Raw genomic sequence first — 24,929 nt, 5'->3', positions numbered from 1 at the left:
GAATTCAAGAAAAATTAAACCACCTATCCCCTAAAGAATTTAGGGAACAAGTGGTTTAGGTGTTTTGATTGGTGTCCCGTTTTCGGGGTTCACTTCATCTAGTCAGGTTTTTTTCCTATTATTTTACGCCTACTGCATCATAAGCTTTCGTTACAGCTTGTACAGCTTTAGAATCTTTACCGTATAAATCTTCGGCTGATTGAAGAGCAGCTTGACGCATCATTTTGAAGTCAGAGTTTGCAGTTAAATATTTCGTAAGAGCGCGGTAGTAAATTTTTTCTGTCGCTTCACGGCCCACTCCAGCTACTTTCACGTCGTAATGATCTCCGCCTTCAGATACTAAATAAGCAGCTTTATTATTAATACTACTGTTAATATGAACGCCACCATTATCAGCTGTTCCAGTATAACGTTTACTATAGTGATCTGGGTAACCTTCACCTGGTTTTAATGGGTTTGGAATAGACGCTGGATCTTTTAGTGAACGAAGTGCATCGCCTGGTTTACCAGGTGTATAAATGTCAGCACCTAAATCCCAGCTCTTCTTCTCAACCATAACACCCATAATATCGGATAACGATTCATTTAACGCCCCTGACTCATTTTTATAAACAAGGTTTGCTGTATGTTCAGTTACAGCATGCGTTAATTCGTGACCGATAACATCAAGTCCAGCAGATAATGGAATGAATGTTTTTCCATCGCCATCACCATACATCATTTGCACACCGTTCCAAGCTGCGTTATTCCAGCTCTCCCCTACGTGAACAGTTGAAATAAGCTTCGCACCTTTATCATCGAAAGAGTTACGATTAAATGTTTTTTTGTAGTAATCATATACTTTTCCTGCATTTACATGCGCATCAACTGCAGCTTTATCTTCGAAGAACTTAGATTTACTTTCAACTTCTTCGCCTGTATATCCAAGCCATTGTGAGAATAAATTAAACAAGTTTTCATCCATATTTTCTGCATCAAATGTGTGAATACCTTGTCCTCGTTTACCGTCAAATAAGTTGAATACTCCCGTTTTTTCATCTTGGGCAATTTCAAATGATTGTCTAGCACCTAATACTCCGTAGCCAAACCCTGTAACGTGATCTACAGCATTATATTTCTCAATAACATTTCCATTTGTTGCATCAACAAAATAATGCCAATACCCTGGAGCTGGTTTTGAAATCGATGCCTTAACTAAGTATGCAAGGTAGTAATTACCGTCCTTTTCATATACAAATAAATCTTTTTTCACACCATCATAATTCTTTACTTTACCAATTTCTTTCTCAATATCTGCCTTTGCAATTGTTTCTGCTTGTTCCGCACTAATGCTTGCAGATGCAGGGATATTTTTATCATCTAAATTCGGAATAACTTGTCCGAAGAATGCTTTTACATTATTCTCTTTATCAAGTGTAACAGTTTGATCAGAACCGTACACAGGAATGTTATTATGTTTCTCAACTAGCTTCACATGTGTCGTGTCAGATTCAGCGTCTTTTTCTTCTCCAACGATATTAAAATGCTTTTCAATATTTCCTGCTAATTTAAACATATCTTTCTTACTCTCTAAGTATTGAAAGACCGTCTCTTTTTTATCTAGTCCTTCCGGTGCTTTCCATTCTTCACCTATGTATGCAGGTGTTTTAAATTCTTGATGATATTGAATTTTTTGTTCTTCCGCTTTCGTTGTCGTTGCCCCAAACGCTCCAAATCCCCCGGCGATAACAGTTAACGCTAATGCTGATGAAATGACTTGCTTTTTCACTATAACATTCCCCATTCCCATAAAGATTTTTGACACTTTTATAAAATTCTGATTTTTACAGCCGATACCTCTACCGAAAATTTGAGAAACATTTTTCAGATAATTCCAATCAAAAAAGAGGACATCCTATCAGATGTCCTCTTTTCTACAAGCCTTTTATTGTTTTTTCAATTCAATTGCTAAATAGTGTGATTGCTCTTTCGCTTGAATGTGAGTATCTTCTTCTACAGATTCTGCTGCATCACGCATAACAAACGTTTCACCATTTATTACACTGCTTCCTTCAATTTGAACAAGATACAATTGACGGCCTTCTCGCACAGGAAAATGAATTTCTTTTCCGGCATCTAACGATAAAGAATATAAATTTGCATCTTGGTGAATTTGAATTGGTGCCTCTCCTTCTACTGGAGATACCATATGGAACCATTCGTTTTCACGCTCGCTCCAATCAAATTTAAACTCACCATAGTTTGGTTTATGATCCGCACGATCTGGTAAAATCCAAATTTGTAATAAACGTAGTGTTTCATTTCCTAAATTATGCTCGCTATGAAATACACCTGTGCCAGCACTCATATATTGAACATGTCCTCGCTCAATTGTTCCGCGGTTCCCCATGCTATCCTCATGTGTTAAAGCACCATCTACAACGTACGAAATGATTTCCATATCACGATGCGGATGCATATCAAAACCAGTTTGTGCCGCTACTAGATCATCATTAATAACACGTAACGCTCCGAAGTTCATGTTATTTGGATTATAGTAATTGGCAAAAGAAAAATGAAAATGTGTATTTAACCAACCATGATTTGCTCTGCCCATATTTTTATGATCAACTTTTCTAAACATATCCTTCACCTCATACTATATCGAATTCGAGATTTATTTTAAAATTTTTTCTCACTGTAATTTTTTTAGTAATTGTAATAATTGATGTTGTTCTTCTACATTTAATTTTTGAAACTGCTCCGCTTGGAATGTTTCTTGAGGCGGGACGATTTCTTCATATAAAACTTTTCCCTTTTCTGTTAACGAAATATATTTTGTAGTACCTTCTTGTTCACGACGAATCCACTCTAGCTGCTCCATTTTATTTAAAAGCTGCGTGATATTTCCCTTCGTAACAAATAGCTTATTTCCAAGCTCTTGCTGCGTTAGACGATTATGCCCTCCAACTTGAGCTAGTACATCAAACTGAGCGGCAGATACATTCCATTCTTTCAAATGCTGATTCGTCTCACGAATACTCTTATTATAAAAGCGTGATAAACGAAACCATAATAGTAATCCGAGTCTATCTTCTGTTTTCATTTCATCACCTCGCTCGTTTCATATCATTAGTTTAGAACTAAACTTTATAAAAGTCAAATACTTATTTTTAATAAGTATAAAGAAAGCACAGCGCTATTTCTCCACTATGCTTTACATTAACTTTCTATTCTTATATTCATCCAATTTCCTCTCCGCGAACTTCCTCGCATCTTTTTCAATCCATCTATCTTCGTACACTTCACTTCCAACATACAATACTTCTCTCTTATGCTGCATCGCATGACGAAACTCATGCAGTAGTGTTTTGAGCACCTGCTCATACTCTTCCCACATACAAACAAAAATTAATTGTCTTTCTTTATGATAAAAACCACCTACTGGGAATAGGAATTCTTCTTCCTCTTCCCCTAATGATAGAAGCACATCGTTTGCATCACACGTATCACAAAAAATAACGGGCGTTTTACATGCTTCAATAAGAGAGAACAAATCCTCTCTCAGCTTTTTGACATCCCAATGAAGCTCCGAATCCAACACATACCAATTCTCTACCTGTTGATATACATTTTGAAACTGGAGTTCCATTTCTCTTTATTCCCCTTTCCAAGCACCCTTTTTCTATATGTATGCCACAATATGGTAAATATTAAACGTATTCTTTCATCCTTGAAAAAATGCCAATAAAAAAAGAACCTATGTCGACATAGATTCCTTTTCCGTAATCACTTTTTTTTCATCACTTTTTTTAATACAAAATAACCAATTGCACAAACAATAGCAGCAAGTGCAAAGTATTTCACATATGGCCCCGCAACTTTATTAATGCTTTCCCACTCTGTTCCTAATTTAAACCCTAAATATACAAACACAATTGACCACGGAATAACAGCTAATGTAGTTAGCGTAATAAACTTAGCATGTGACATTTTTGCAATACCCGCCGGTATCGAAATAGCATGACGCACAACCGGAATAAAACGTGCGGTAAAGATAACGCCAGTTCCGTAACGATTAAACCAATCTTCAGCATAATCAATATGTTTCTTCTGAATTAAAATATATTTTCCATATCGCTCAAGAACAGGTCTTCCTCCGTATCGACCGATCCAATAAATGAATAGTTGTGCAATTACACCACCAATTGTACCAAACGCGACAGCGCCCCAAAATGTAATGCTTCCTGTTGATACTAAATAACCTGCATAAGACAATACGATTTCACTTGGAATAACCTCTAGCATTAATCCAAGCATAATTCCCCAATAACCAAGTCCTTCTAAAAAAACTAAAACCGAATGAATCAACTCTCCTAACATCATTTACCTCTCTTTACTGTTTTCATTACAAAAATAAAAGTACAAGCAGGAAATATCTTGTACTTTTATTTTTGTAATTTAGTTAGTCTTCGTATCCCACTTAAAGATTTTATTTAAGAATTTATATACATTCTTCGACTCTTTTGTCAGAAGTGGGCCTAAAATGGATAGTATAAGCACGTATAGTGCTGAGAAGGGTTTCAGTACTGACATTAAACCACCGGCGATACCGATATTAGCCATAATGATGGAGAACTCTCCTCGTGAAACGATTGTTAATCCGATATTTGTTGATGCTTTATGAGATAACCCTGCTTGTCTTCCTGCAATCATTCCTGCTACAAAGTTGCCGATTATTGTAAGAAGGACAGCACCTAACGTTAACCATATCGCTCCTCCTAATGAGAACGGATCAATACTTAACCCGAAGCTGAAGAAGAAAATAGCTCCGAAAAAGTCTCTAAATGGAACAACAAGATGTTCAATTCGATCACTATGCTCTGTCTCAGAGAAAACTAATCCTAGAAGAAGTGCCCCAATCGCTTCTGCAACGTGAATTGTTTCTGAAAAACCAGCAATGAAGAATAACGAAGCAAATACTACAATAATAAAGATTTCATCTGAGCTAATATTGAGCAATTTATTTAATAACGGCGTAGCCTTTCTAGCTACTATAAAGAATAGAAGCATATATCCTAAAGCAATTCCAATTGAAGTAAGGGCGCCTAAGAAGGAAGCGTGATCCCCTAGTACTAAACCAGAAACAACTGATAAATATACAGCAAGGAATATATCTTCAAACATAATAATTCCTAAAATTAATTCGGTTTCATTATTACCAGTTCTTCTTAAGTCCACTAACACTTTAGCAACGATAGCGCTAGAAGAAATCGTAATAATACCCGCAATAATTAAGATTTCTAGTAATGGGAATCCCATTATAAATCCGTATAACAAACCAAGTGAAAAGTTAATTAAAATATAAATCGTTCCGCCAATCGCAATAGAGCGTCCAGATTTAATTAGTTTTTTCATTGAAAATTCTAATCCTAGATAGAATAGAAGGAATAGAACCCCAATCCGTCCAAGGAAGGAAATTACACTTGCACTTTCAATAAATTTGAGATCGATAACACCTATTGTCGGTGCATGCGGTCCTACTAACATTCCGAGAACAATTAGAAAAGGAATTACTGAGAATTTAAATTTTCCAGCAATTACCGCTGCAATTGCCACTAAAACTAAAGCTGTACCAACTTCAAAAATTAACGTATCCATCTAGTCAGTCCCCCCTATTTGAAAGTAATTCATTAATGATTTTTTTAATTTCTTCTCTCTCACCTGAAACTACAAGCATATCTCCTTCTTCAATTACTGTTTCTGGCCCTGGATTAAATAGCTTCTTCATGTTCTTCTTCATAACTGCGATTATCGTTACGCTATATGTTTTTCTTATTTCAAGATCGCCAATTGTTTTTCCGATTGCTGGAGCTGTATTCTCCACTTTGAACCACTCAATCGCTAAACCTTCAAAAACCATCTCAACATTTTCTAACGCCCTAGGCTTATATACCATTCCACCTAATATTGCTGCGATTTGCCTTGCCTCTGAGTCACGTAGTGAAATACTTGAGATGCTTTCTTCATGGTCTGAATCAAAATGATACATTTCTCTACGCCCATCATCATGAATGACAATTACCATCTTTTCGTTACCTTTCGTAACGATTTGAAACTTATAACCAATACCCGGAAGTTCACTTTCTCTAATATTCATTTTTAGCTCCTCCATAACTTATTTATTTTAATTTTCTGTTTTTCTGTCTTTTATTCATCCAATCAACTTTAGAAATTCTAACCACTCAGGATATTTGTGATTTGGAAATCTTTTATTGTAATAATAAGTTGCCCCTAAAAAGATACTTAAAGATGTAATGATAAAAAACATATTACTTCTCATTTTCAAACTCTCAAGGCTTACTTTCAATAAAGAATCTTCTTTCAAATTATCCCCACTTTCTCGCTTTAAATTTAGTTTTTTAAAATGTAAATAATTCTAAAAATATTAMGATGTAACATAATCATAACACAAAATTGATTTAAGTAACATAATTTTTTAGAAAAATTGATTCTCGTATATTTTTTGCATATAATTTTCTTATTACGAAAAAAAGGAAGTGTATTATATGGTTGATATCTTTAGCAGATTCCTTGAGGTAACGAATAATATTTTATGGTCATATATTCTTATTGCAATGCTAATCGGCTTCGGTCTTTACTTCTCTTTTAAATTAAAATTTGTCCAAATTACTCATTTCAGTGAGATGGTCAGCTTAATTAGTAAAGGGTTTAATCGAAAAGAAAAAAAGAAAGATAGCATCTCTCCATTCCAAGCATTTTGCTTAAGTGCAGCAGCACGTATCGGTATCGGGAACTTAGCCGGTGTAGCACTAGCAATTTCAATGGGTGGACCTGGCGCAATATTTTGGATGTGGTTTATCGCAATTATCGGAGCAGCTACTAGTTTCGTAGAATGTACGCTCGCTCAAATTTATAAAGTAAAAGATGGTAGCAGGTTCCGTGGTGGGCCGGCATATTACATGGAAAAAGGATTAAACAAACGCTGGATGGGTGTTTGGTTCTCACTTCTTATTACAGTTGCGTACGGATTAATTTTCAATTCAGTACAAGCGAATACAGTAACAATAGCGTTTGAAAATGCTTTTGGACTAGAGCGAACAATCGTAGGAGCTCTATTAGCCTTATTAGTTGCAGTCATTATTTTTGGTGGTATTAAGAGCATTTCACGTATTACAGAAATGATTGTTCCGCCAATGGCAATCGTTTATATCGGCGTGGCTATTTTTGTCGTTATTAACAACTTCAATATGTTACCAAGCATTTTCATGGAAATCTTTAACGGTGCATTCGGTTTAGACCAAGCCATCGCTGGTGGTATTGGAGCAGCAATCAAGTTCGGAATTCAGCGCGGTTTATTCGCGACAGAAGCAGGTATGGGTAGCTCTCCTAACGCAGCAGCAACATCAGATGTATCTCACCCTGTAAAACAAGGACTTGTTCAAGCATTAGGTGTTTTCGTAGATACATTCTTAGTATGTACATCAACAGCATTTATCGTATTATGTTCTGGACTTTACAAAGGATCAAATTTAGAAGGTATCGAATTAACACAAAACGCTTTAAGTTCACAAATCGGACCGTGGGCAAGCACTTTCTTAGCGATTATTATTTTCCTATTCGCTTTCAGTTCTCTACTAGGAAACTACTATTATGGTGAAACAAATATTGCATTCATTAAAGAAAGCAAAACATGGTTAATGATTTATCGTGTTGCAGTTGTCGGAATGGTATTCTTCGGATCAATCGCTGCTCTTAAAACAGTTTGGAGTTTAGCTGATTTATTCATGGGACTAATGGTATTCACAAACTTAATTGCCATCTCATTCCTTAGCAAATTTGCTTACGCTGCATTAGTAGACTATTTGAAGCAAAAGAAACAAGGAAAAGATCCAGTTTTCGTTGCAAGCTCTATCCCTGGTTTACAGAATACAGAGTGCTGGGATGGACAGGATGTAGAAGAAAAACAGAAGGCTGTGTAATGATTAAAAGCGGATTCGGCTCATTCAGAATCGCAGGACATTGGAGCTCTCGACCTTGAAGCGCTTTTTGCTTCGAGCGAGAGAGCGAAATGACCGGAGATTCTAGTCACCGGAGCTGGATATCATTAAAAGCACAAGCGGCTCATTTAGAACAAGAGCTATATATCAAACAAAATCCCTATTACCTCACCGTAATAGGGATTTTTATTTACAACAGTTCATAATTTGTTCAAATTAATTTCAGCAAAAGGGTTGTTTTATATCAATTACTAGATTATAATAATTATAAATTAGTAATTGATATAACATAACAACTCAAAAGGAGATTGATTATAATGAACAAACAAGTAATCGAGGTATTAAACAAACAAGTAGCAGACTGGAGCGTTTTATTCACAAAACTTCACAACTTCCATTGGTACGTAAAAGGGCCTCAATTCTTCACATTACACGAGAAATTCGAAGAACTTTACACAGAATCAGCTACTCACATCGATGAAATTGCAGAACGCATTTTAGCAATTGGCGGCAAACCAGTAGCAACAATGAAAGAATACTTAGAACTATCTTCTATTCAAGAAGCAGCATACGGAGAAACTGCAGAAGGGATGGTCGAAGCAATTATGAAAGACTACGAAATGATGCTAGTCGAACTGAAAAAAGGCATGGAAATCGCTCAAGACTCTGACGACGAAATGACATCTGACCTACTACTAGGCATCTACACACAACTAGAAAAACACACTTGGATGCTACGCGCGTTCTTGAATCAATAATAGACTTTAAAGCGGAGGTGACTTGCTCAGAACAAGAGGGCATTGGAGCGCCTTCCTGTGAGGCGCTTTTTGCCTCGAATGAAGGAGTGAAACAACCGACTGTTCTAGCCGCTGGAGCTGGATATCATTAAAAGCAGAAGCGGCTCGCTCAGAGTCGCTTTTTTCTGTAATGGTTGCACTTAACGGTACACGAAATTATATCAACGATTTTTCAAATATATCGATCATTACCCTTAATATATCAACGATTTTTTCATTATATCGATCATTACCCTCAATATATCAACGATTCGACAAGGGATATCAATTTACCGACAAATCACGACAGTATTAACACACAATTCGCCCCCACTTTTATCACTATATTACAATCCTTTTTATGTTAAAATATAGGAAACACCCTTTAGTATCATAGATCCAAAAGGCTTTTCCAAATTCATCATTTACTACTTAAATGACGGGAGTGGTTCAGTTGAAAGACTACTTAATTAGAGCGTTTTTTGCGTTAATAACAGTTGGGATTCTCTTACTTATAGCTAATATTTTCAATATACGTGTCGAGGTTAAGGACTATGCTTTCCTCGTTGTCGTAGCAATTGGTGGCGGCTGGGGGGGCTGGTACCTGTATAAAAAACAAAGCAATCAAAATGATAAAGGCATTCCAAAGTAATATGGAATGCCTCTTTTATTGCCTTCTGTAATAAATAATGAAATTCAGACCACTAATACAACCAATCGCAATAAACATACAAAACGATTGTGGATCTCCACCTAGATTATACTCATCAACGATAAATCCGGACATAAACAACGTTATCGCGGAAACACCGATACACAATACCGAGATAAACCAAAGCGAAAATTCATTAATCAACTCTTTCTTCTGTCTCAAAACAATTAGCATAACAAGAATAGATGCTGCTAAAATACTTTTAAAAACCGGACGTAAATATACGAACTCCTCCATCTATTTCTCCTTTCCCCAAAACATTACATCTAAACATTAACATATTTAACCAAATTAAAAACACATGCCATCTTAAATTAAAACGACATGTGTTTCCGTATTTGCTATGATAGTTGCTTCCACTTCGTTCCCAAAACAGGACGCTCATAATTTTGGATTGCATGAATTAGTTTATCTGCCGTCTCAGCTGAAACGATCAATTCTTTATTTGATGGATTCATAAATCCTTCTTCAGCTGAACGTTCAACCATTTGCAAAATTGGTCCGTAAAAACCTTTTATGTTTAATAAACCAACTGGCTTATTATGTATACCAATTTGTGACCAACATACAACTTCAAATAGTTCTTCAAACGTTCCGTATCCGCCTGGAAGCGCAATAAAAGCATCCGCAAGCTCTGCCATTTTCGCTTTACGTTCATGCATTGTCTCTACTTCAATTAATTCTGTTAATCCTGTATGTACAATTTCTCCTCGAAATAGACCGCGCGGCATAACCCCTGTCACACGTCCACCTAAACGAAGAACTTCGTTTGCTACTTCTCCCATTAATCCGACACATGAACCACCGTATACGAGCTCATAGTCGTTCTCAACAAACATTTTACCTAACTGAATTGCCTGCTCTTTGAATTCTGGTCTCTCCCCTAAATTAGAACCTGCAAACACACAAATCTTTCTCATACCTACACCCCGATACTATATATTGTTATGTTACAATGAACATTGTACAACATATTGAGGAGGTGAGGAAGAAATGGATATCGTTGCATTTCAAAGATGGGTTGAGGAATTTTACGAAAAACGAAGCTGGTCACAGTATAATGCCTTTATTCGCTTAAATTTCTTAAACGAGGAAGTTGGGGAAGTTTCACGAGTCGTTCGTGCTATTGAAATCGGCCGCGATCGCCCTGATGAAGATGCGAAAACAGAAGAAGAGCTAAAACAAGAACTAAAAGAAGAACTTGGCGATGTACTATCTAACCTTATTATTCTTTCGCAAAAATATGATTTAGACTTACAAGACATTATGGACGCACACGTCACAAAGCTTTCGAAAAGGTTCGAAGTATCTAAATGAGAACATTATCAATTATGGTATAATATTCTTGTCACAATACTAAGGGGGATTTTATGTTATCAAAAAAATTGCACGACGCATTAAATGAACAAATGAACTTTGAATTTTACTCTGCCCATGCTTATATGGCAATGGCTGCTTACTGTACAGCTGAGAGCTATGATGGATTCGCTAACTTTTTCCTTGTACAAGCTGAAGAAGAACGTTTCCACGCAATGAAGCTTTACAACTATATTAATGACCGCGGAGAGCGCGCTATTATTACTGGATTTGATAATCCGAATAACGAATACGAATCTGTATTAAACGCTTTTGAAGTCGCACTTGAGCACGAGCGTGAAGTAACGAAACGTATTTACAACTTATCTGATATCGCTTGGGATGAGCGTGAACATGCAACAATTACATTCTTAAAATGGTTCGTTGACGAACAAGTAGAAGAAGAAGCTTCATTTGATAGCATCATCCAAAAACTAAAACGTATTACAAGTGATTCAAACGCACTATTTATGCTAGATGCTGAATTAGAGAAACGTACATTTACACCTCCAGCTGAGTAATATTTCAATCACCTTAATACATGTATTAAGGTGATTTTTTATTTGCTCTCTATCTTAAAATCACCTTAAATTTCCTCATATTTGACATAGCGCCAGCTATAAAATGGTATTATTTTCAATATAAAAACAATATACGAGGAGAGAAAAAATGAATCAACGTGTAGAAGCTGTCGATGCAATTCGTGGTTTCGCTTTGTTTGGCATTTTACTAGTCAATATGACATTAATTCAATTTGGGTTCTTCACCAGTGAAAAACCCACTTATCTATTCGGCAATCTTGATAAAGGCGCTAATTGGTTTATTCAATTTTTCGGCACACACAATTTTATATCCCTATTTTCTTTTCTATTTGGGCTTAGCATTATTTTGTTACAAAAAAGTATTATCGCAAAAGGAAAAAAATTCTTCCCTACATACATAAGACGTATTATCATTCTTTTACTACTTGGCTACATTCACGGCACTTTTGTTTGGGAGGGAGATATTTTATTTGCATACGGAGTTATCGGGATTTTCTTAATGATGTTCATCAATCGAAAACCGAAAACTTTGCTCATTTGGGCGATTATTCTACTCGCACTTATTACACTTATGTCCTATCAAACTGATCCATCTACAAATATAAATGATTTCGCACCTTATACTGAAAAAGAACATAAAGTCCATCAAACCGGAGGCTATATGGATCACGTCAACTTTAGATTGACTGAAAATCCTTTTGATTACATAGGAATTAACGGTGTATCTGGATTAGTTTTCATATCAATTTTCGCAATAATTTTTATGTCTCCACTTTTCTTTCTTGGAATGTATGTAGGTAAAAAAGGCTGGCTATTTGAGATCAATAAACATATACCTGCTGTCAAAAAAATATGGTTTGTCACCGGTCCCTTCTCTTTTACAATTAAAATCTTAGCTATGTTCGTAAAGCATCCGATTTTAATTATGTTACAAGATGGCCTTACACCAGTAACTATGACCTTCTTTTACGGAAGTACGATTATTTTATTATTCCATTACAAAAAAGCATCTCGTCTACTAACATACATGGCGAACATGGGAAAAATGTCCGTTAGTAATTACTTAGCACAATCTATTATTGCAACAACTATTTTTTACGCATATGGATTTGGCCTATACGGTAAAATCGGTTATTTCTTCGGTATTCTTTTAACCATCGGAATTTATACGATTCAATTATTCGTTAGCACCTATTGGCTCCAGAAATACCGGATGGGTCCAGTGGAATATGTGTGGAGACTGGGAACTTATTTAGAGAAACCACGTTTTAAAAGAGATTTGGATAAAGCAAGTTAAACAAAAAAGCAATGAGCTTACGCTCATTGCTTTTCTTAATTTATTAAAGCATAACCCCAACGATAATCGCTGATAATATACTTACTAACGTTGCACCGTATACAAGTTTTAAACCGAATGATGATACAACGTTTGCTTGTTTGCCATCGATACTCTTCGTTGCACCTGCGATAATTCCGATAGATGAGAAGTTCGCAAATGATACAAGGAAGATAGATAAAATACCTACTGTACGAGCTGATAAATCGCCAGCTACTTTTCCAAGGTCAAGCATTGCAACGAATTCGTTCGTCACTAATTTTGTTGCCATAATTTGTCCTGCTTGTAGCATCTCTGATGTTGGAATACCCATTACGAATGCTAATGGTGAGAAAATGTATCCTAAAATGCTTTGGAATGTGATTCCGAAAATTGAATCGAATACACCGTTAATTGCTGTAATTAATGCTACGAAACCGATTAACATCGCCGCTACTGTTACAGCGATAGAGAAACCAAGCATAATATATTCGCCTAACATTTCAAAGAATGTTTGTTTCTTGTCTTCTTGTAATTCTAAAATATCGTCTTCTTCTTTTACTTCATATGGATTAATGATATGAACGATAATGAATCCACTGAATAAGTTTAATACAAGTGCTGTTACTACATATTTTGGATCAATCATTTTCATATAAGAACCGACGATTGACATCGATACTGTAGACATTGAAGATGCACAAAGTGTGTATAAACGATTTTTCGGTAATTTGCTTAGTTGATCTTTTACTGTAATGAATACTTCCCCTTGACCAACGATTGCAGCTGCTACCGCATTATATGATTCTAGTTTTCCTAAACCGTTAACTTTACTTAATAGGAAACCGACTGCACGAATGATAATCGGTAAAACTTTAATATGTTGCAGGATCCCGATTAATACTGCTAAGAAAATAATCGGTAATAATACTGTTAAGAAGAATGGTGCTTGTCCATCGTTTGCTAGACCACCAAATACGAAGTTAACCCCAGCTTCCGCAAATTTTAAAATAGAACCAAATCCATCTGCGATCCCTTTTACTAATACAAATCCAACCTTTGTATTTAGTAAGAAATACGCAAGTACCAATTGAATGACAAGCATAAGTGCAATTGGTTTATATTTAATTTTCTTACGATCTGAACTGATAAGGAAACCTAGTACAAACACTACAAGTAAACCGACTAGAAACATTACTATTTTCATATGTGAATCCCCCACTTCTCCCACGAGTTATTGGTCGTATAACGTATAACGAATGACGTCTGACCATTGTTGTTAAAAAAATTTAAAACCCCTAAAAACTATTCAACTGTCATCTAAAATCAGTAAGCGTTTACATAAATTGCAATTTATAAAAGGTAGCTTCTTCTCTCCTACCATACTTGAAAGTCTGAAATTGATACCACCTACAAATCAAATTGTAAGCGTTATCTAGGTGAAATGCAATATAAATTTTAAAAGATTTTTATATGTTAATATATTCCTAATTAATTGGTTTTTTCATGCAAATTTACCATAAAAAAATAGCCCTAGCTATGAGCTAGAGCCATCCTTTTTTTACCCCGCTTTAACGGGCAGTAAGACCCCCATCTCAACATTCAGCGAAAACAAAGAAGTTAGATGGGTGATTAACTGCCCATAAAAGCCCGATTGGTGAGGGCTGATAATCAGCGGGGGATAAAGCTCCCCCCACTAATTAAAGTTTCACTTTATAACATAACACCAACGATAATCGCTGATAAAATACTTACTAATGTCGCACCGTACACAAGGCGTAGGCCGAATGATGATACAACATTTGATTGATTTTCATCGATACCTTTCGTTGCACCTGCGATAATTCCGATAGATGAGAAGTTCGCAAATGATACAAGGAATACAGAAAGAATACCAACTGTACGAGCCGATAAATCACCAGCTACTTTTCCAAGATCAAGCATCGCAACAAACTCGTTTGATACTAATTTTGTTGCCATAATTTGTCCCGCTGTTACCATTTCTGCTTGCGGGATGCCCATTACGAATGCTAATGGTGAGAAAATATATCCTAAAATAGCTTGGAATGTAATACCGAACATTGAATCAAACAAGCTATTGATTGCTGTAATTAATGCTACGAAACCAAGTAACATTGCCGCTACTGTGATCGCGATTGTGAAACCAAGCATAATATATTCGCTTAGCATTTCAAAGAATGATTGTTTCTTCTTATTTTCTAATTTCAGTGTATCTTCTTCTTCTGTAATATCGTACGGGTTAATAATATGAATGATAATGAAACCACTAAATAAATTTAATACAAGTGCTGTTACTACATATTTTGGTTCAATCATTTTCATATAAGAACCAACAATTGACATCGATACTGTCGACATAGAAGATGCACATAATGTATATAAACGATGTTTTGGGATTTTACTTAATTGATCTTTTACTGTAATAAATACTTCTGCTTGTCCAACAATGGCAGCTGCTACTGCGTTATATGATTCTAGTTTTCCTAGACCATTTACTTTACTTAACAACGTACCAATAGCACGAATAAATATTGGTAAAATTTTAAAGTGTTGCAGAATTCCGATTAAAACCGCAAAGAATACGATTGGTAATAGCGCTGTTAAGAAGAATGAAACCTCTCCTTTATTAACAAGACCACCAAATACGAAAACGATTCCAGCTTCCGCATATCCAAGAAGTGCGCCAAATCCATCTGAAATTCCTTTTACTAAAATATAACCAACTTGCGTATTTAATAAGAAATAAGATAATACTAGCTGAATAATAAGCATAATTGCGATTGGTTTATACTTAATCTTCTTTCGATCGGCACTTATAAGAAAACCGAGTACAAATACAACGAGTAATCCTACAAGGAACATAACAAACTTCATTAATAAAATCCTCCATTTAACTCTTCATTAACGTTGAACGTCTGACCATTCGAAACAAGAAATAATCCGAACTTTCCATTTCTCCTCCAAAACCTTCAATCGGATAGGAAAGATCATAAAACCTCTTATTTCAAAGGCATTTTCCATTCTAACATAAATCATAATTCATATCCGCATTTTTCTTAAAAAAAATACGTTTTATTATGAAACATTCATGAATGTTCGTCTTTTTCATTATAAAGCGAAACTTTAATGAACGGGAGTTTCACTTCACACAAATAGCTGAACCAACAAAAAATGAGCATCAAGTTTCACTTGATGCTCACCTCATTATACTGCTTTTTCTTTATCAGCTACCTCTGTCTTATCCCAACACTCTGTATTGTTCAAACCTGGAATAGACTCCGCATAAAAGACTGGATCTTTCCCTTGTTTCTTTTGCTTAATATAATCTGATAACGCTGCGAAAGCGTACTTAGAAAGGAATACAATTGCTACTAAGTTAATAACAGCCATAATTCCCATAAATAAATCTGCTAAATCCCAAACGATTTGAATTGTCGCCACGGACCCTAGCATAACCATACCAAGTACAGCAATGCGGTATGCATTTAATAGCACTTTACTTCCATTTAAGAACTCAATATTCGTTTCACCATAGTAGTAGTTACCTACTAATGAACTGAATGCAAACAAGAAGATTGCAACTGCTACAAATATAGAAGCCCATGGACCGATATGTTGACTTAACGCCTGCTGCGTTAATTGAATTCCATTTAAATCAGCTGCATTATGCACATCTGATAAAAGAATAATAAATGCTGTACAACTACAAATTAATAATGTATCTGTAAATACCCCTAAAGTTTGAATGAAACCTTGTTTAACTGGGTGCGTTACGTTTGCAGTCGCTGCTGCGTTCGGCGCACTACCCATACCTGCTTCATTTGAGAATAATCCACGTTTTACCCCTAATAAAATCGCAGCTCCTAATCCTCCACCTACTACTTCTTTAATTCCGAAAGCATGTAAGAAAATTTCTTTAAATACATATGGAATTGCCGTAATGTTTGTTACAACAACGAATAATGCCACTGCTACATAAATAATTGCCATTACTGGAACAATCATTTCAACCGCGCGAGCAATTCGTTTTACTCCGCCGAAAATAATAACTGCAAGTAAACCAGCCATAACAAGACCTACTAATCTACTATCTGTTTTGAACGCCCCATCAAAGGCAGCCGCTACAGTATTAGACTGTACAGCGTTAAAAATCAATCCGAAACTTACTGTTATTAGAACAGAGAACACAACACCTAACCAGCGTTTCTTTAAACCCTTTTCCATATAATACGCTGGGCCCCCACGGAATGCATTCCCATCTTTTACTTTATAAATTTGCGCTAATGTGCTCTCTACAAATGCAGAAGCACCCCCAATTACCGCGATTAACCACATCCAAAATACTGCTCCTGGACCACCTGCTGAGATTGCAATAGCTACACCAGCTAAGTTACCAGTACCTACACGAGAAGCTGTACTCATACAAAACGCTTGAAATGATGATACGCCGCTCTTCTCTTTTTGCGCTTTTCTCGTTTTCGAGCTTGCTCCATCCCCAAGCAAACGAATCATTTCACCGAAGTAACGAACTTGGACAAATTTCACACGAAATGAAAAATAGAGCCCTAACCCAATTAACATCGCAATAATGACATATGACCAAAGGATATTATTTACATCCCCAATTACCCTAGCTAAAAAATCCATATTTGCATTGCCCCCTCTTCCTAACAATAAGAAAATTATATTCTAAAAACTTTAAGTAATCAAGAACTTTATGTAAGGTTTTATAACATGAATATGTTAATAAAATTAACATACGTGTTTTTTTTACATAAAAATATAGCCATTACATACATTTATCCAATACTCAATCACTTATCCTCTTCGACCAGTCATACTTTTAATACAGCACGTTCCCCACAAATAACGAGAGAGAAATAAACAAAAAAAATTATATTAATAATTACCTCTCACCCTTTTCATCATTTCCTACAACAAAAAAGGCGAGCATCGAATTCACCTCGATGCTCGCCTTTTCATTTACACTGCTTTTTCTTTATCTGTTACCGCTGACTTATCCCAACACTCTGTATTCGTTAAACCAGGAATAGAATCTGCACTGAAGACTGGATCTTTTCCTTGTTTCTTTTGCCTTACATAGTCTGCCAATGCAGCATACGCAAATCGGCCGAGAAGTGTAATCGCAATTAAGTTCGTGATTACCATTAGCCCCATAAATAAGTCCGCCATATTCCATACAACTTGAAGCGTCGCAACAGAACCGAATAATACCATTCCAACTACCGCAATACGATAAATTGTTAACCACGTTTTGCTTTGCTTAATGAATTCAATATTTGTTTCACCATAATAGTAGTTTCCTAGAAGTGAACTAAATGCAAATAAGAAAATAATAATCGCTAAGAAACTGCTCGCCCATGGGCCAATTTGTGAACTTAATGCATTTTGTGTTAATTCAATACCTTCTAAATTCGTTGCTTTATATGCACCAGAACATAGTACGATAAATGCTGTTGATGTACATACTAGGAATGTATCTACTAATACTCCAATCGTTTGAATAAAACCTTGTTTCGCTGGATGCGTTACATCAGCTGTTGCTGCCGCATTCGGCGCACTACCCATACCTGCTTCGTTCGCAAATAATCCGCGCTGAATACCATATTTCATCGCAGCACCGATACCGCCACCTACAGCTGAATCTAAACCAAATGCACCTTTAAAGATTTCCGTAAACACATCTGGTATTAAATAGAAGTTTTTAATGACAACAAAAATAGCTACGGCAATATAAATAAGCGCCATTGGCGGAACAATCATTTCCGACATACGTGCAATACTTTTTACACCACCAAAAATAATAACCGCAACTAATGCAGCTAATACAATACCAACAATATAACGCTCTAAGCCAAATGCATTTTCAAATGCTAATGTTACTGTATTTGCTTGTACTGAGTTGAAAATTAAACCGTAACTAATTGTAATCAGAATAGAGAACCAAATCCCCATCCAACGTTTATTTAAACCTTTTTCCATATAATAAGCAGGACCACCACGGAAGCCACTGCCATCTTTTATTTTATAAATTTGCGCAAGCGTACTTTCTACGAAACTTGAAGAAGCACCGATAATCGCAATAACCCACATCCAAAATACAGCTCCAGGCCCTCCCATAGAAATAGCTAACGCTACACCAGCTAAGTTCCCGATACCAATACGAGCTGCAGAACTCATACAAAATGCTTGGAACGATGATACACTGCCCTTTTTACGTGTCTTGCCAGTTAGTCCATCACTCATTAAACGAATCATTTCTCCTAAATGAGTAAGCTGTACGAATTTCAATTTAATAGAAAAATAAAGCCCTAAACCAATTAACATTGCAATAAGAATATATGACCAAAGAATCGTATTCGTTGATGAAACGAATTGTTCCAAAATATTCATACAATTAACCCCTCCTTTTCTCCATAAAACGAATTATATTTAAAAAACATTCAAAAATCAACATTTTTCGACAATTTGCAATTTCCAAATATTAGCCAAGCGCGAAGTAACAATATCTTTATGACTCTCCTCCCTCTAACTGTGCATACTAAAACAAAAAATAAATCTACAAACTACCCCATTGACAAAAACACCTACCTGTAACTATAATGATTACAACATGTTGTAACAAACCTAATTACAATACATTCATTCACTTTCAGATATACAATTTAACAAAACACTTTGGAGGGATTTATTATGAAAATCGGAATTATCGGAGCAACTGGTAAAGCAGGAAGTCGTATTTTAAAAGAAGCATTAGATCGTGGACATGAAGTAACTGCAATCGTAAGAAACGCTGCAAAAATTACAGAAGAAAACGTAAAAGTTTTAGAAAAAGACGTATTTTCTCTTACATCTAACGACCTACAAGCATTCGACGTAGTTGTAAATGCATTTGGTGCTCCAGCAGGGCAAGAACACCTTCACGTAGATGCAGGAAACGTACTTATTGAAGCTGTGAAAGGTGCACCAAATACAAAATTACTTGTAGTTGGCGGAGCAGGAAGCTTATTTGTAGACGAAGAAAAAACAACACGTGTATTTGATACACCAGGTTTCCCAGGCGAATACCTTGCAACAGCTCAAAACCAAGGTAAAAACTTAGAAATCTTGCAACAAACAAATGATATCACTTGGACATTCATCAGCCCTTCTGCACTATTCGCATTAGGAAAACGCACTGGTTCTTACAAAGCTGGCAAAGACAATCTTCTTGTTAACTCAAAAGGTGATAGCTACGTAAGTTACGAGGACTTCGCAGTTGCAGCACTTGATGAAATCGAAAATCCAAAACATGTAAACGAACGCTTCACAGTTGTTTCTGAAGCTGAATAATAAAAAAGCTCGTAAAACATAATGTTTTACGAGCTTTTTCTTATTATCGTACTTGCTCTAAGCCATTTTGAGTAATCTTGAAGGAAATCTCTTTAAATTTTTTCGCATCCCCTTTTCCAATTAACTCACCAGTTTTATACCAACTTAAACGATCAGATTCTGCATGATACACTTTTACTACATCACCATACTCGAACATCATACCATTTACTTGCTTCGCAAAATTCTTTGAAGTTTCTTGTCCTTCTGCTGTTACATGTTTTTTCTCCGTTCCATTTTGATCATATAGGGTAATTCCCATATATAATTCATTGTTAAAGTAACTATGAATTTGTTCATTTGTAGACGTTACATGTAGTTTCTTATCATCATGATTTAACGTTACAATAGAACGAATATCATCACCCAGCCCTTGGTATACAAGACTATCTCCATATGTTACTTCTACTGGTACTTCCGTTACTTTCTTATTTCCAAAACGGTCTTTCGTTTCTACTTTTACTGTTTGTTTACCGATTTTTGTTGTATTTGGTTTTTCTACAAATCCAATTACTTCTCTATCTTTCACTTGAACAAAGTTTTTTGCATCTAATTTATCAGCGTTTGTTGCGATTACTACTTTTTGCGGTATAGCTGTTACTTCTTGTTGTGCTTCCATTCTCTCAAAACCTTGCTCTGTCACTTTAAAGAGCACTTCATGAACACCATACTGCGCATTCATTAGTTCATTCTTTTTATACACTTTAAATCTATCAAACTCTCTTTGATATACCTTTATTACATCACCGTATTCAAAAGTCATTCCATTAAATTGTTCTGCAAATACTTTCGTATTCTCCGATGCTTTTACTGATAAATCTTTCTTCTCTTTTCCATCCTTATCATACACAGTCATTCCCATATACTTCTCATCTGCAAATGAAGTATGCATTGGACCTTCTGAATCTGTTGTACTGAATTTCTTTTCTTCATGATTTAATGTAACAATCGATTTAATATTCGTTTCGTCGTGCCATGTACCGAAGAACATAATGCTATCTCCGTAAATCACTTCTACTGGCACTTCTGTTATTTGCTTATTACCAAAGCGATCTTTCGTTTCTACTTTTACTGTTTGTTTTCCAACTTTTGCTGTAGTTGGTTTTTCTACAAATCCTACTACTTCTCCGTCTTTCACCTGAACAAAATTTTTCGCTTCTAATTTTTCAACATCTGTTCCGATTACTACTTGTTGAGGTTTCGCTGTGACTTCTTGCAACATGTCCATTCTCTCAAAACCTTTTTCTGTCACTTTGAAGAATAGTTCTTTTGTTCCTTTTTTCTCACCTTGACCAGTAAGTGTATTATTTTGATACCATTTCAAACGATCCGGTTCTGCGTGGAATACTTTCACTACATCTCCATACTCGAACTGTATACCATTCACTTGCTTCGCAAAGTTCTCTGATGTTTCTTGTCCCTCTGCTGTTACATGTTTTTTCTCTTTTCCTTCTCCATCGTATAACGCGATCCCCATGTATAGCTCTTTATTAAAATACTCATGAATTTCGCTATCCATATCAGTTGCATGGAATCTCTTCTCTTCGTGCTTTAAAGTTACAATTGAAGCAATATCATCGCCATTTCCTGCATATGCAATGCTATCTCCATAAACCACTTCTAATGAAACTTCCGTCACTTTCTTATTACCAAAGCGATCTTTCGTTTCTACTTTTACTGTTTGTTTGCCGATTTTCGTTGTATTTGGTTTCTCCGCAAATCCAACTACTTCTCCGTCTTTCACTTCAACAAAAGCTTTTGGATCTAACTTTTCAACATCTGTTCCGATTACTACTTGTTGAGGTTTCGCTGTGACTTCTTGCAATGATTTTAATCTCTCAAATCCATTTTCAGTAATTTCGAAGAATAATTCTTTTATTTCTTTATTTTTTCCTTCTCCCACATATAAACCTTTTTGATACCAATGTAAACGTGAAGACTCTGCATGGTATACTTTCACCACATCTCCATATTCAAATGCTAACCCATTTGCTTCCTTGGCAAAAGCTTCTGTATTCTCCAAGCCTTTTACCTCTATATTTTTCTTCTCTTTTCCCTCTTTATTGTACAAGGTGAATTCAAAATACTTCTCATCTCCAAAGTAATCATGAATCAAATTATCCGTATCTGTCGCACTCATTTTTTTCGTATCATGATGTAACGTTATAATCGATTTCATATCGTCACTACCATAACTTAATCCATATACAAATAGGCTATCTCCATAAGTTACTTCTACTGGCACTTCCGTCACTTTCTTATTTCCGAAACGATCTTTCGTTTCTACTTTTACTTTTTGTTCACCGATTTTCATTGTATTCGGTTTTTCTACAAATCCAATTACTTCTCCACCTTTTACTTGAACAAAGTTTTTCGCTTCTAATTTTTCAGCGTCTGCCCCGATTAATACTTTTTGCGGTACTGCTTCTACTTCCTGTATACCGTCTATTAGTTCATATCCTTGTGGAGTAATCTTAAAGAACTTTTCTTTTTTATTCTTAGCTCCACCTTGATCTACAAGTTTATTACTTTGATACCAATCGAAACGACTTGGTTCTGCATGATATACTTTCATAATATCGCCATATTGAAGTTCAACACCTTCAAGTTGCAAAGCAACTTTTTTAGAATTTTCTTGCCCTTCTATAGAAATATTTTTCTTTTCATTTCCATCCTTATCATATAAGGTAATCCCTACATACTTTTCATTTTTAAAGCGCTCATGAAACTCATTACCAACGAAAGAAACGTTGATTTTCTTTTCATCATGAAGGAGCGTTATAACAGAATTTACCTCATCACCGTAACCTTTAAATACCATAGTATCTCCATAAAGACTGTTAACTGGAACAGAAATGAAATTTCTCTGTCCTTTCTCATCCTCAATTTCTACTAATACCGCTCTTTTTCCAACCTCTAAATACGGCCACATAATTCTACCTGTTACTTTTACATTTTCACCTAAATTTTGAACAAGACTATTTGCTAGATTTTCATTAAAATTCGCACCAACGATGAGATCTTGTACCACAGTAGACGCTTCACCATAAGGAAGCCCGCCGTATGGTTTCACTTGTTTTTCACGAATAATATTACTATCTGTTGCTTTCCATATTTCTTTTTCTAATTTAGGTAAATTTAAATTTTCGATTTTCCCTCTAACCTCATCATTTGGACCTAATCCCCATTTCTCAAAAAACGGCACTAAGTTTTGTTTAGCCGCTTTCGATGCCATATAAATAAACATTTGCTTTTTATCTTCATCTGAAGCAGGCATTTCAGATTCTGGTAATAAGCGATACATTTGATGTAAATTAGGGTAAAAATGCTCTCCATAAGCTAAATCAAGTTGCCAAAACATTACTAGTTTCTCGAATTCTTCCATCTTTTTTTGAGCATCAGGATTATCTAAGTAAGCAAAAGCTTTTTTATAATGACCATCTTCTTCTAGACTTGATTTATTGCCTAACATTCTTTGAACCGATAATGAATATATATTTACTGTTACTTCTCCTACACCTGACCAAAACCAAGGAGCTTGCTGATGTAAATGCCCTACTTCATGCCACGGTCCCCAGCCATCTCCTTGTAATCTCTTTATATTTAAAACCCTATCCATAGTCTCTGGAACATACCCTGTATGATAATGAGTAGCAAACATCCAATCATCTTTATCTGGTTTTCTCTTTTCAACAAATTGGATATAGTGGTTTGGAGCTTTTGACACCCCTATACCATCTTCAGATAATCCTGCTACAGAATTTTCAAAGCGAATAATCTTATCATGTAGCCTCATTAATTCTACTGGATCCGTCTCTCCCATATAGTTTGCCACTGCTTCAGGACTTGCAGTAATTAAACTTCTCTCACCCTTCAATTCAACTGCATAAGGATTTTTATACTTTTTTAACATTGCATCCCAATCTTTTTTTGTGTGTTTCCCTAATACAAATAATGGAAAATGACTTCCTCCATGAATAACTGAAGCTGTTACTTCGCCATCATTATTCATGTTATAAAAATATAGTATTCCACCTCTTGAAGATGAAATATTATTTTCACCAGGTTTTAACTCAAATTCTTCAAACCCTTTTTCATCATATGACTTCGTTCCTATGAACGCTTTAATAGATTGCGTTCCTTTTATTTCAATTTTAATTTCTTCATTTGGACCAGCATAAATTCCAGTTGGTTCATTTGTTGAAAGTACATAACGTACTTTTAAGCGTTTTTGCTCTTCTTCAACACTACCTTTCCCAGGCAAATGAAACGTTCTCTGCTCCAAACGATTCTCTTTACTCTCTTCCAACTGCCCGCCCTTATTCTTTTCCAAAGGCGCCGCATATCCTTTCGATGCTTCGAAAGCTACTGGTGATAATAATGTAGATATACAAATACCAGCTACTAATACCCTACTCTTTTTCTGCTTTGACATAATCTGTGTCCCCTGTCCTTTTTTTAGACAAACCATCCTATATATTCATTTAATAAGAAATCCTATTATTTTTATAAAAACATTCATTGAATAGACTAACACCTCTCGCACCTATATCAATTACTACCGCATTTCTCTAAATGTATTCGCTTTCTTATATTGTAAATTTTTTATGTATTACGCCCTCCTCACTTCGCTCTACTTGTGATGAGTTCTCTTCTTACATAAAAGGAAAATAGTAAAAGATATATTTTAGTCTCGTCATCTATACATCTAAAAATAAAACCTTACATTTTCTTCATATATGACCATCTATAGGTAGTTTTTCCAACTGAATTTTACACGCTTTTACCTGTATTTAATAGCCTCCCCCCAAGAAT

General features: G+C 35.5%; 21 protein-coding genes. 7 read left to right on the top strand and 14 right to left on the bottom strand.

The genetic code is table 11. The features are described 5' to 3' along the window. Positions 1 to 118: 118 nt before the first annotated feature. From nprB to ASE54_RS28130, 7 genes are all read right to left on the bottom strand, one after another. Positions 119 to 1,768: a neutral protease NprB gene (gene nprB / locus ASE54_RS28160; protein WP_000745125.1), complete on the bottom strand. Its 1,650-nt coding sequence runs from the start codon at positions 1,766 to 1,768 to the stop codon at positions 119 to 121. A 156-nt stretch (positions 1,769 to 1,924) separates the two neighbouring features. Next, positions 1,925 to 2,623, bottom strand: a complete 699-nt coding sequence (locus ASE54_RS28155) for a pirin family protein (RefSeq protein ID WP_000488932.1) — start codon at positions 2,621 to 2,623, stop codon at positions 1,925 to 1,927. Positions 2,624 to 2,674: 51 nt separating this feature from the next. Beyond that, complete coding sequence (locus ASE54_RS28150; protein ID WP_000845462.1) at positions 2,675 to 3,085, bottom strand: MarR family transcriptional regulator; 411 nt, start codon at positions 3,083 to 3,085, stop codon at positions 2,675 to 2,677. Positions 3,086 to 3,196: 111 nt separating this feature from the next. Then, positions 3,197 to 3,631: a DUF3920 family protein gene (locus tag ASE54_RS28145; protein WP_000422792.1), complete on the bottom strand. Its 435-nt coding sequence runs from the start codon at positions 3,629 to 3,631 to the stop codon at positions 3,197 to 3,199. Between the two features lie 137 nt (positions 3,632 to 3,768). Continuing rightward, positions 3,769 to 4,362, bottom strand: a complete 594-nt coding sequence (locus tag ASE54_RS28140; RefSeq protein ID WP_000900216.1) for a DedA family protein — start codon at positions 4,360 to 4,362, stop codon at positions 3,769 to 3,771. Between the two features lie 78 nt (positions 4,363 to 4,440). Next, positions 4,441 to 5,640 carry a cation:proton antiporter gene (locus ASE54_RS28135; protein ID WP_000380223.1) on the bottom strand — a complete coding sequence of 400 codons (1,200 nt, stop codon included), beginning with the start codon at positions 5,638 to 5,640 and terminating at the stop codon, positions 4,441 to 4,443. Between the two features lie 4 nt (positions 5,641 to 5,644). Further along, positions 5,645 to 6,139 (bottom strand): cation:proton antiporter regulatory subunit, encoded by a 495-nt coding sequence (locus ASE54_RS28130; RefSeq protein WP_001026075.1) that lies wholly within the window; start codon positions 6,137 to 6,139, stop codon positions 5,645 to 5,647. A 409-nt stretch (positions 6,140 to 6,548) separates the two neighbouring features. On the opposite strand from ASE54_RS28130, the gene ASE54_RS28125 reads away from it, so the two are divergent. The 3 genes from ASE54_RS28125 (at position 6,549) to ASE54_RS28115 (ending at position 9,428) form a co-directional block, all read left to right on the top strand. Beyond that, on the top strand, positions 6,549 to 7,982 hold the full coding sequence (locus tag ASE54_RS28125) for an alanine/glycine:cation symporter family protein (protein WP_000227587.1): 1,434 nt from the start codon (positions 6,549 to 6,551) through the stop codon (positions 7,980 to 7,982). 335 nt (positions 7,983 to 8,317) lie between these two features. Then, positions 8,318 to 8,758: a Dps family protein gene (locus ASE54_RS28120; protein ID WP_001041896.1), complete on the top strand. Its 441-nt coding sequence runs from the start codon at positions 8,318 to 8,320 to the stop codon at positions 8,756 to 8,758. A 472-nt stretch (positions 8,759 to 9,230) separates the two neighbouring features. Further along, a complete protein-coding gene (locus ASE54_RS28115) occupies positions 9,231 to 9,428 on the top strand; it encodes a hypothetical protein (RefSeq protein WP_000656312.1) in 198 nt (65 codons plus the stop codon). Between the two features lie 15 nt (positions 9,429 to 9,443). Here the strand turns inward: ASE54_RS28115 and ASE54_RS28110 are convergent, their stop codons facing one another. Both ASE54_RS28110 and ASE54_RS28105 read right to left on the bottom strand, forming a co-directional pair. Beyond that, positions 9,444 to 9,725 (bottom strand): hypothetical protein, encoded by a 282-nt coding sequence (locus ASE54_RS28110; protein ID WP_000390910.1) that lies wholly within the window; start codon positions 9,723 to 9,725, stop codon positions 9,444 to 9,446. Between the two features lie 104 nt (positions 9,726 to 9,829). Then, entirely contained in the window at positions 9,830 to 10,393 is a 564-nt protein-coding gene (locus tag ASE54_RS28105) for a TIGR00730 family Rossman fold protein (RefSeq protein ID WP_000457350.1), read from the bottom strand. 88 nt (positions 10,394 to 10,481) lie between these two features. Here ASE54_RS28105 and ASE54_RS28100 point away from each other — a divergent pair, with 88 nt between their 5' ends. The 3 genes from ASE54_RS28100 (at position 10,482) to ASE54_RS28090 (ending at position 12,683) form a co-directional block, all read left to right on the top strand. After that, entirely contained in the window at positions 10,482 to 10,805 is a 324-nt protein-coding gene (locus ASE54_RS28100; RefSeq protein WP_000355741.1) for a MazG-like family protein, read from the top strand. Positions 10,806 to 10,858: 53 nt separating this feature from the next. Next, the gene (locus ASE54_RS28095) at positions 10,859 to 11,365 is read left to right on the top strand and encodes a ferritin (RefSeq protein WP_000949403.1); all 507 of its coding nucleotides are present in this window, start codon (positions 10,859 to 10,861) and stop codon (positions 11,363 to 11,365) included. A gap of 148 nt (positions 11,366 to 11,513) precedes the next feature. Next, complete coding sequence (locus ASE54_RS28090) at positions 11,514 to 12,683, top strand: DUF418 domain-containing protein (protein WP_001076362.1); 1,170 nt, start codon at positions 11,514 to 11,516, stop codon at positions 12,681 to 12,683. Between the two features lie 43 nt (positions 12,684 to 12,726). Here ASE54_RS28090 and ASE54_RS28085 read toward each other — a convergent pair whose 3' ends face one another. The 4 genes from ASE54_RS28085 to ASE54_RS28070 form a co-directional block, all read right to left on the bottom strand. Further along, on the bottom strand, positions 12,727 to 13,908 hold the full coding sequence (locus ASE54_RS28085) for a nucleoside transporter C-terminal domain-containing protein (RefSeq protein WP_000706853.1): 1,182 nt from the start codon (positions 13,906 to 13,908) through the stop codon (positions 12,727 to 12,729). 506 nt (positions 13,909 to 14,414) lie between these two features. Further along, the gene (locus ASE54_RS28080) at positions 14,415 to 15,596 is read right to left on the bottom strand and encodes a nucleoside transporter C-terminal domain-containing protein (protein WP_000673845.1); all 1,182 of its coding nucleotides are present in this window, start codon (positions 15,594 to 15,596) and stop codon (positions 14,415 to 14,417) included. A 330-nt stretch (positions 15,597 to 15,926) separates the two neighbouring features. Continuing rightward, entirely contained in the window at positions 15,927 to 17,369 is a 1,443-nt protein-coding gene (locus tag ASE54_RS28075) for an alanine/glycine:cation symporter family protein (RefSeq protein WP_000346411.1), read from the bottom strand. A 336-nt stretch (positions 17,370 to 17,705) separates the two neighbouring features. After that, positions 17,706 to 19,136: an alanine/glycine:cation symporter family protein gene (locus ASE54_RS28070; protein ID WP_001022952.1), complete on the bottom strand. Its 1,431-nt coding sequence runs from the start codon at positions 19,134 to 19,136 to the stop codon at positions 17,706 to 17,708. Between the two features lie 300 nt (positions 19,137 to 19,436). Here ASE54_RS28070 and ASE54_RS28065 point away from each other — a divergent pair, with 300 nt between their 5' ends. Next, positions 19,437 to 20,075: an NAD(P)-dependent oxidoreductase gene (locus ASE54_RS28065; RefSeq protein WP_000689910.1), complete on the top strand. Its 639-nt coding sequence runs from the start codon at positions 19,437 to 19,439 to the stop codon at positions 20,073 to 20,075. Between the two features lie 43 nt (positions 20,076 to 20,118). On the opposite strand, the gene ASE54_RS28060 is transcribed toward ASE54_RS28065, so the two are convergent. Further along, positions 20,119 to 24,549, bottom strand: a complete 4,431-nt coding sequence (locus ASE54_RS28060) for a putative mucin/carbohydrate-binding domain-containing protein (protein WP_000043251.1) — start codon at positions 24,547 to 24,549, stop codon at positions 20,119 to 20,121. Between the last annotated feature and the right edge of the window lie 380 nt (positions 24,550 to 24,929).

The organism is Bacillus sp. Root131 (assembly GCF_001429475.1).
Classification (GTDB): Bacteria; Bacillota; Bacilli; order Bacillales; family Bacillaceae_G; genus Bacillus_A; species Bacillus_A thuringiensis_S.
This window is presented reverse-complemented; position numbering and strand designations above follow the sequence as displayed.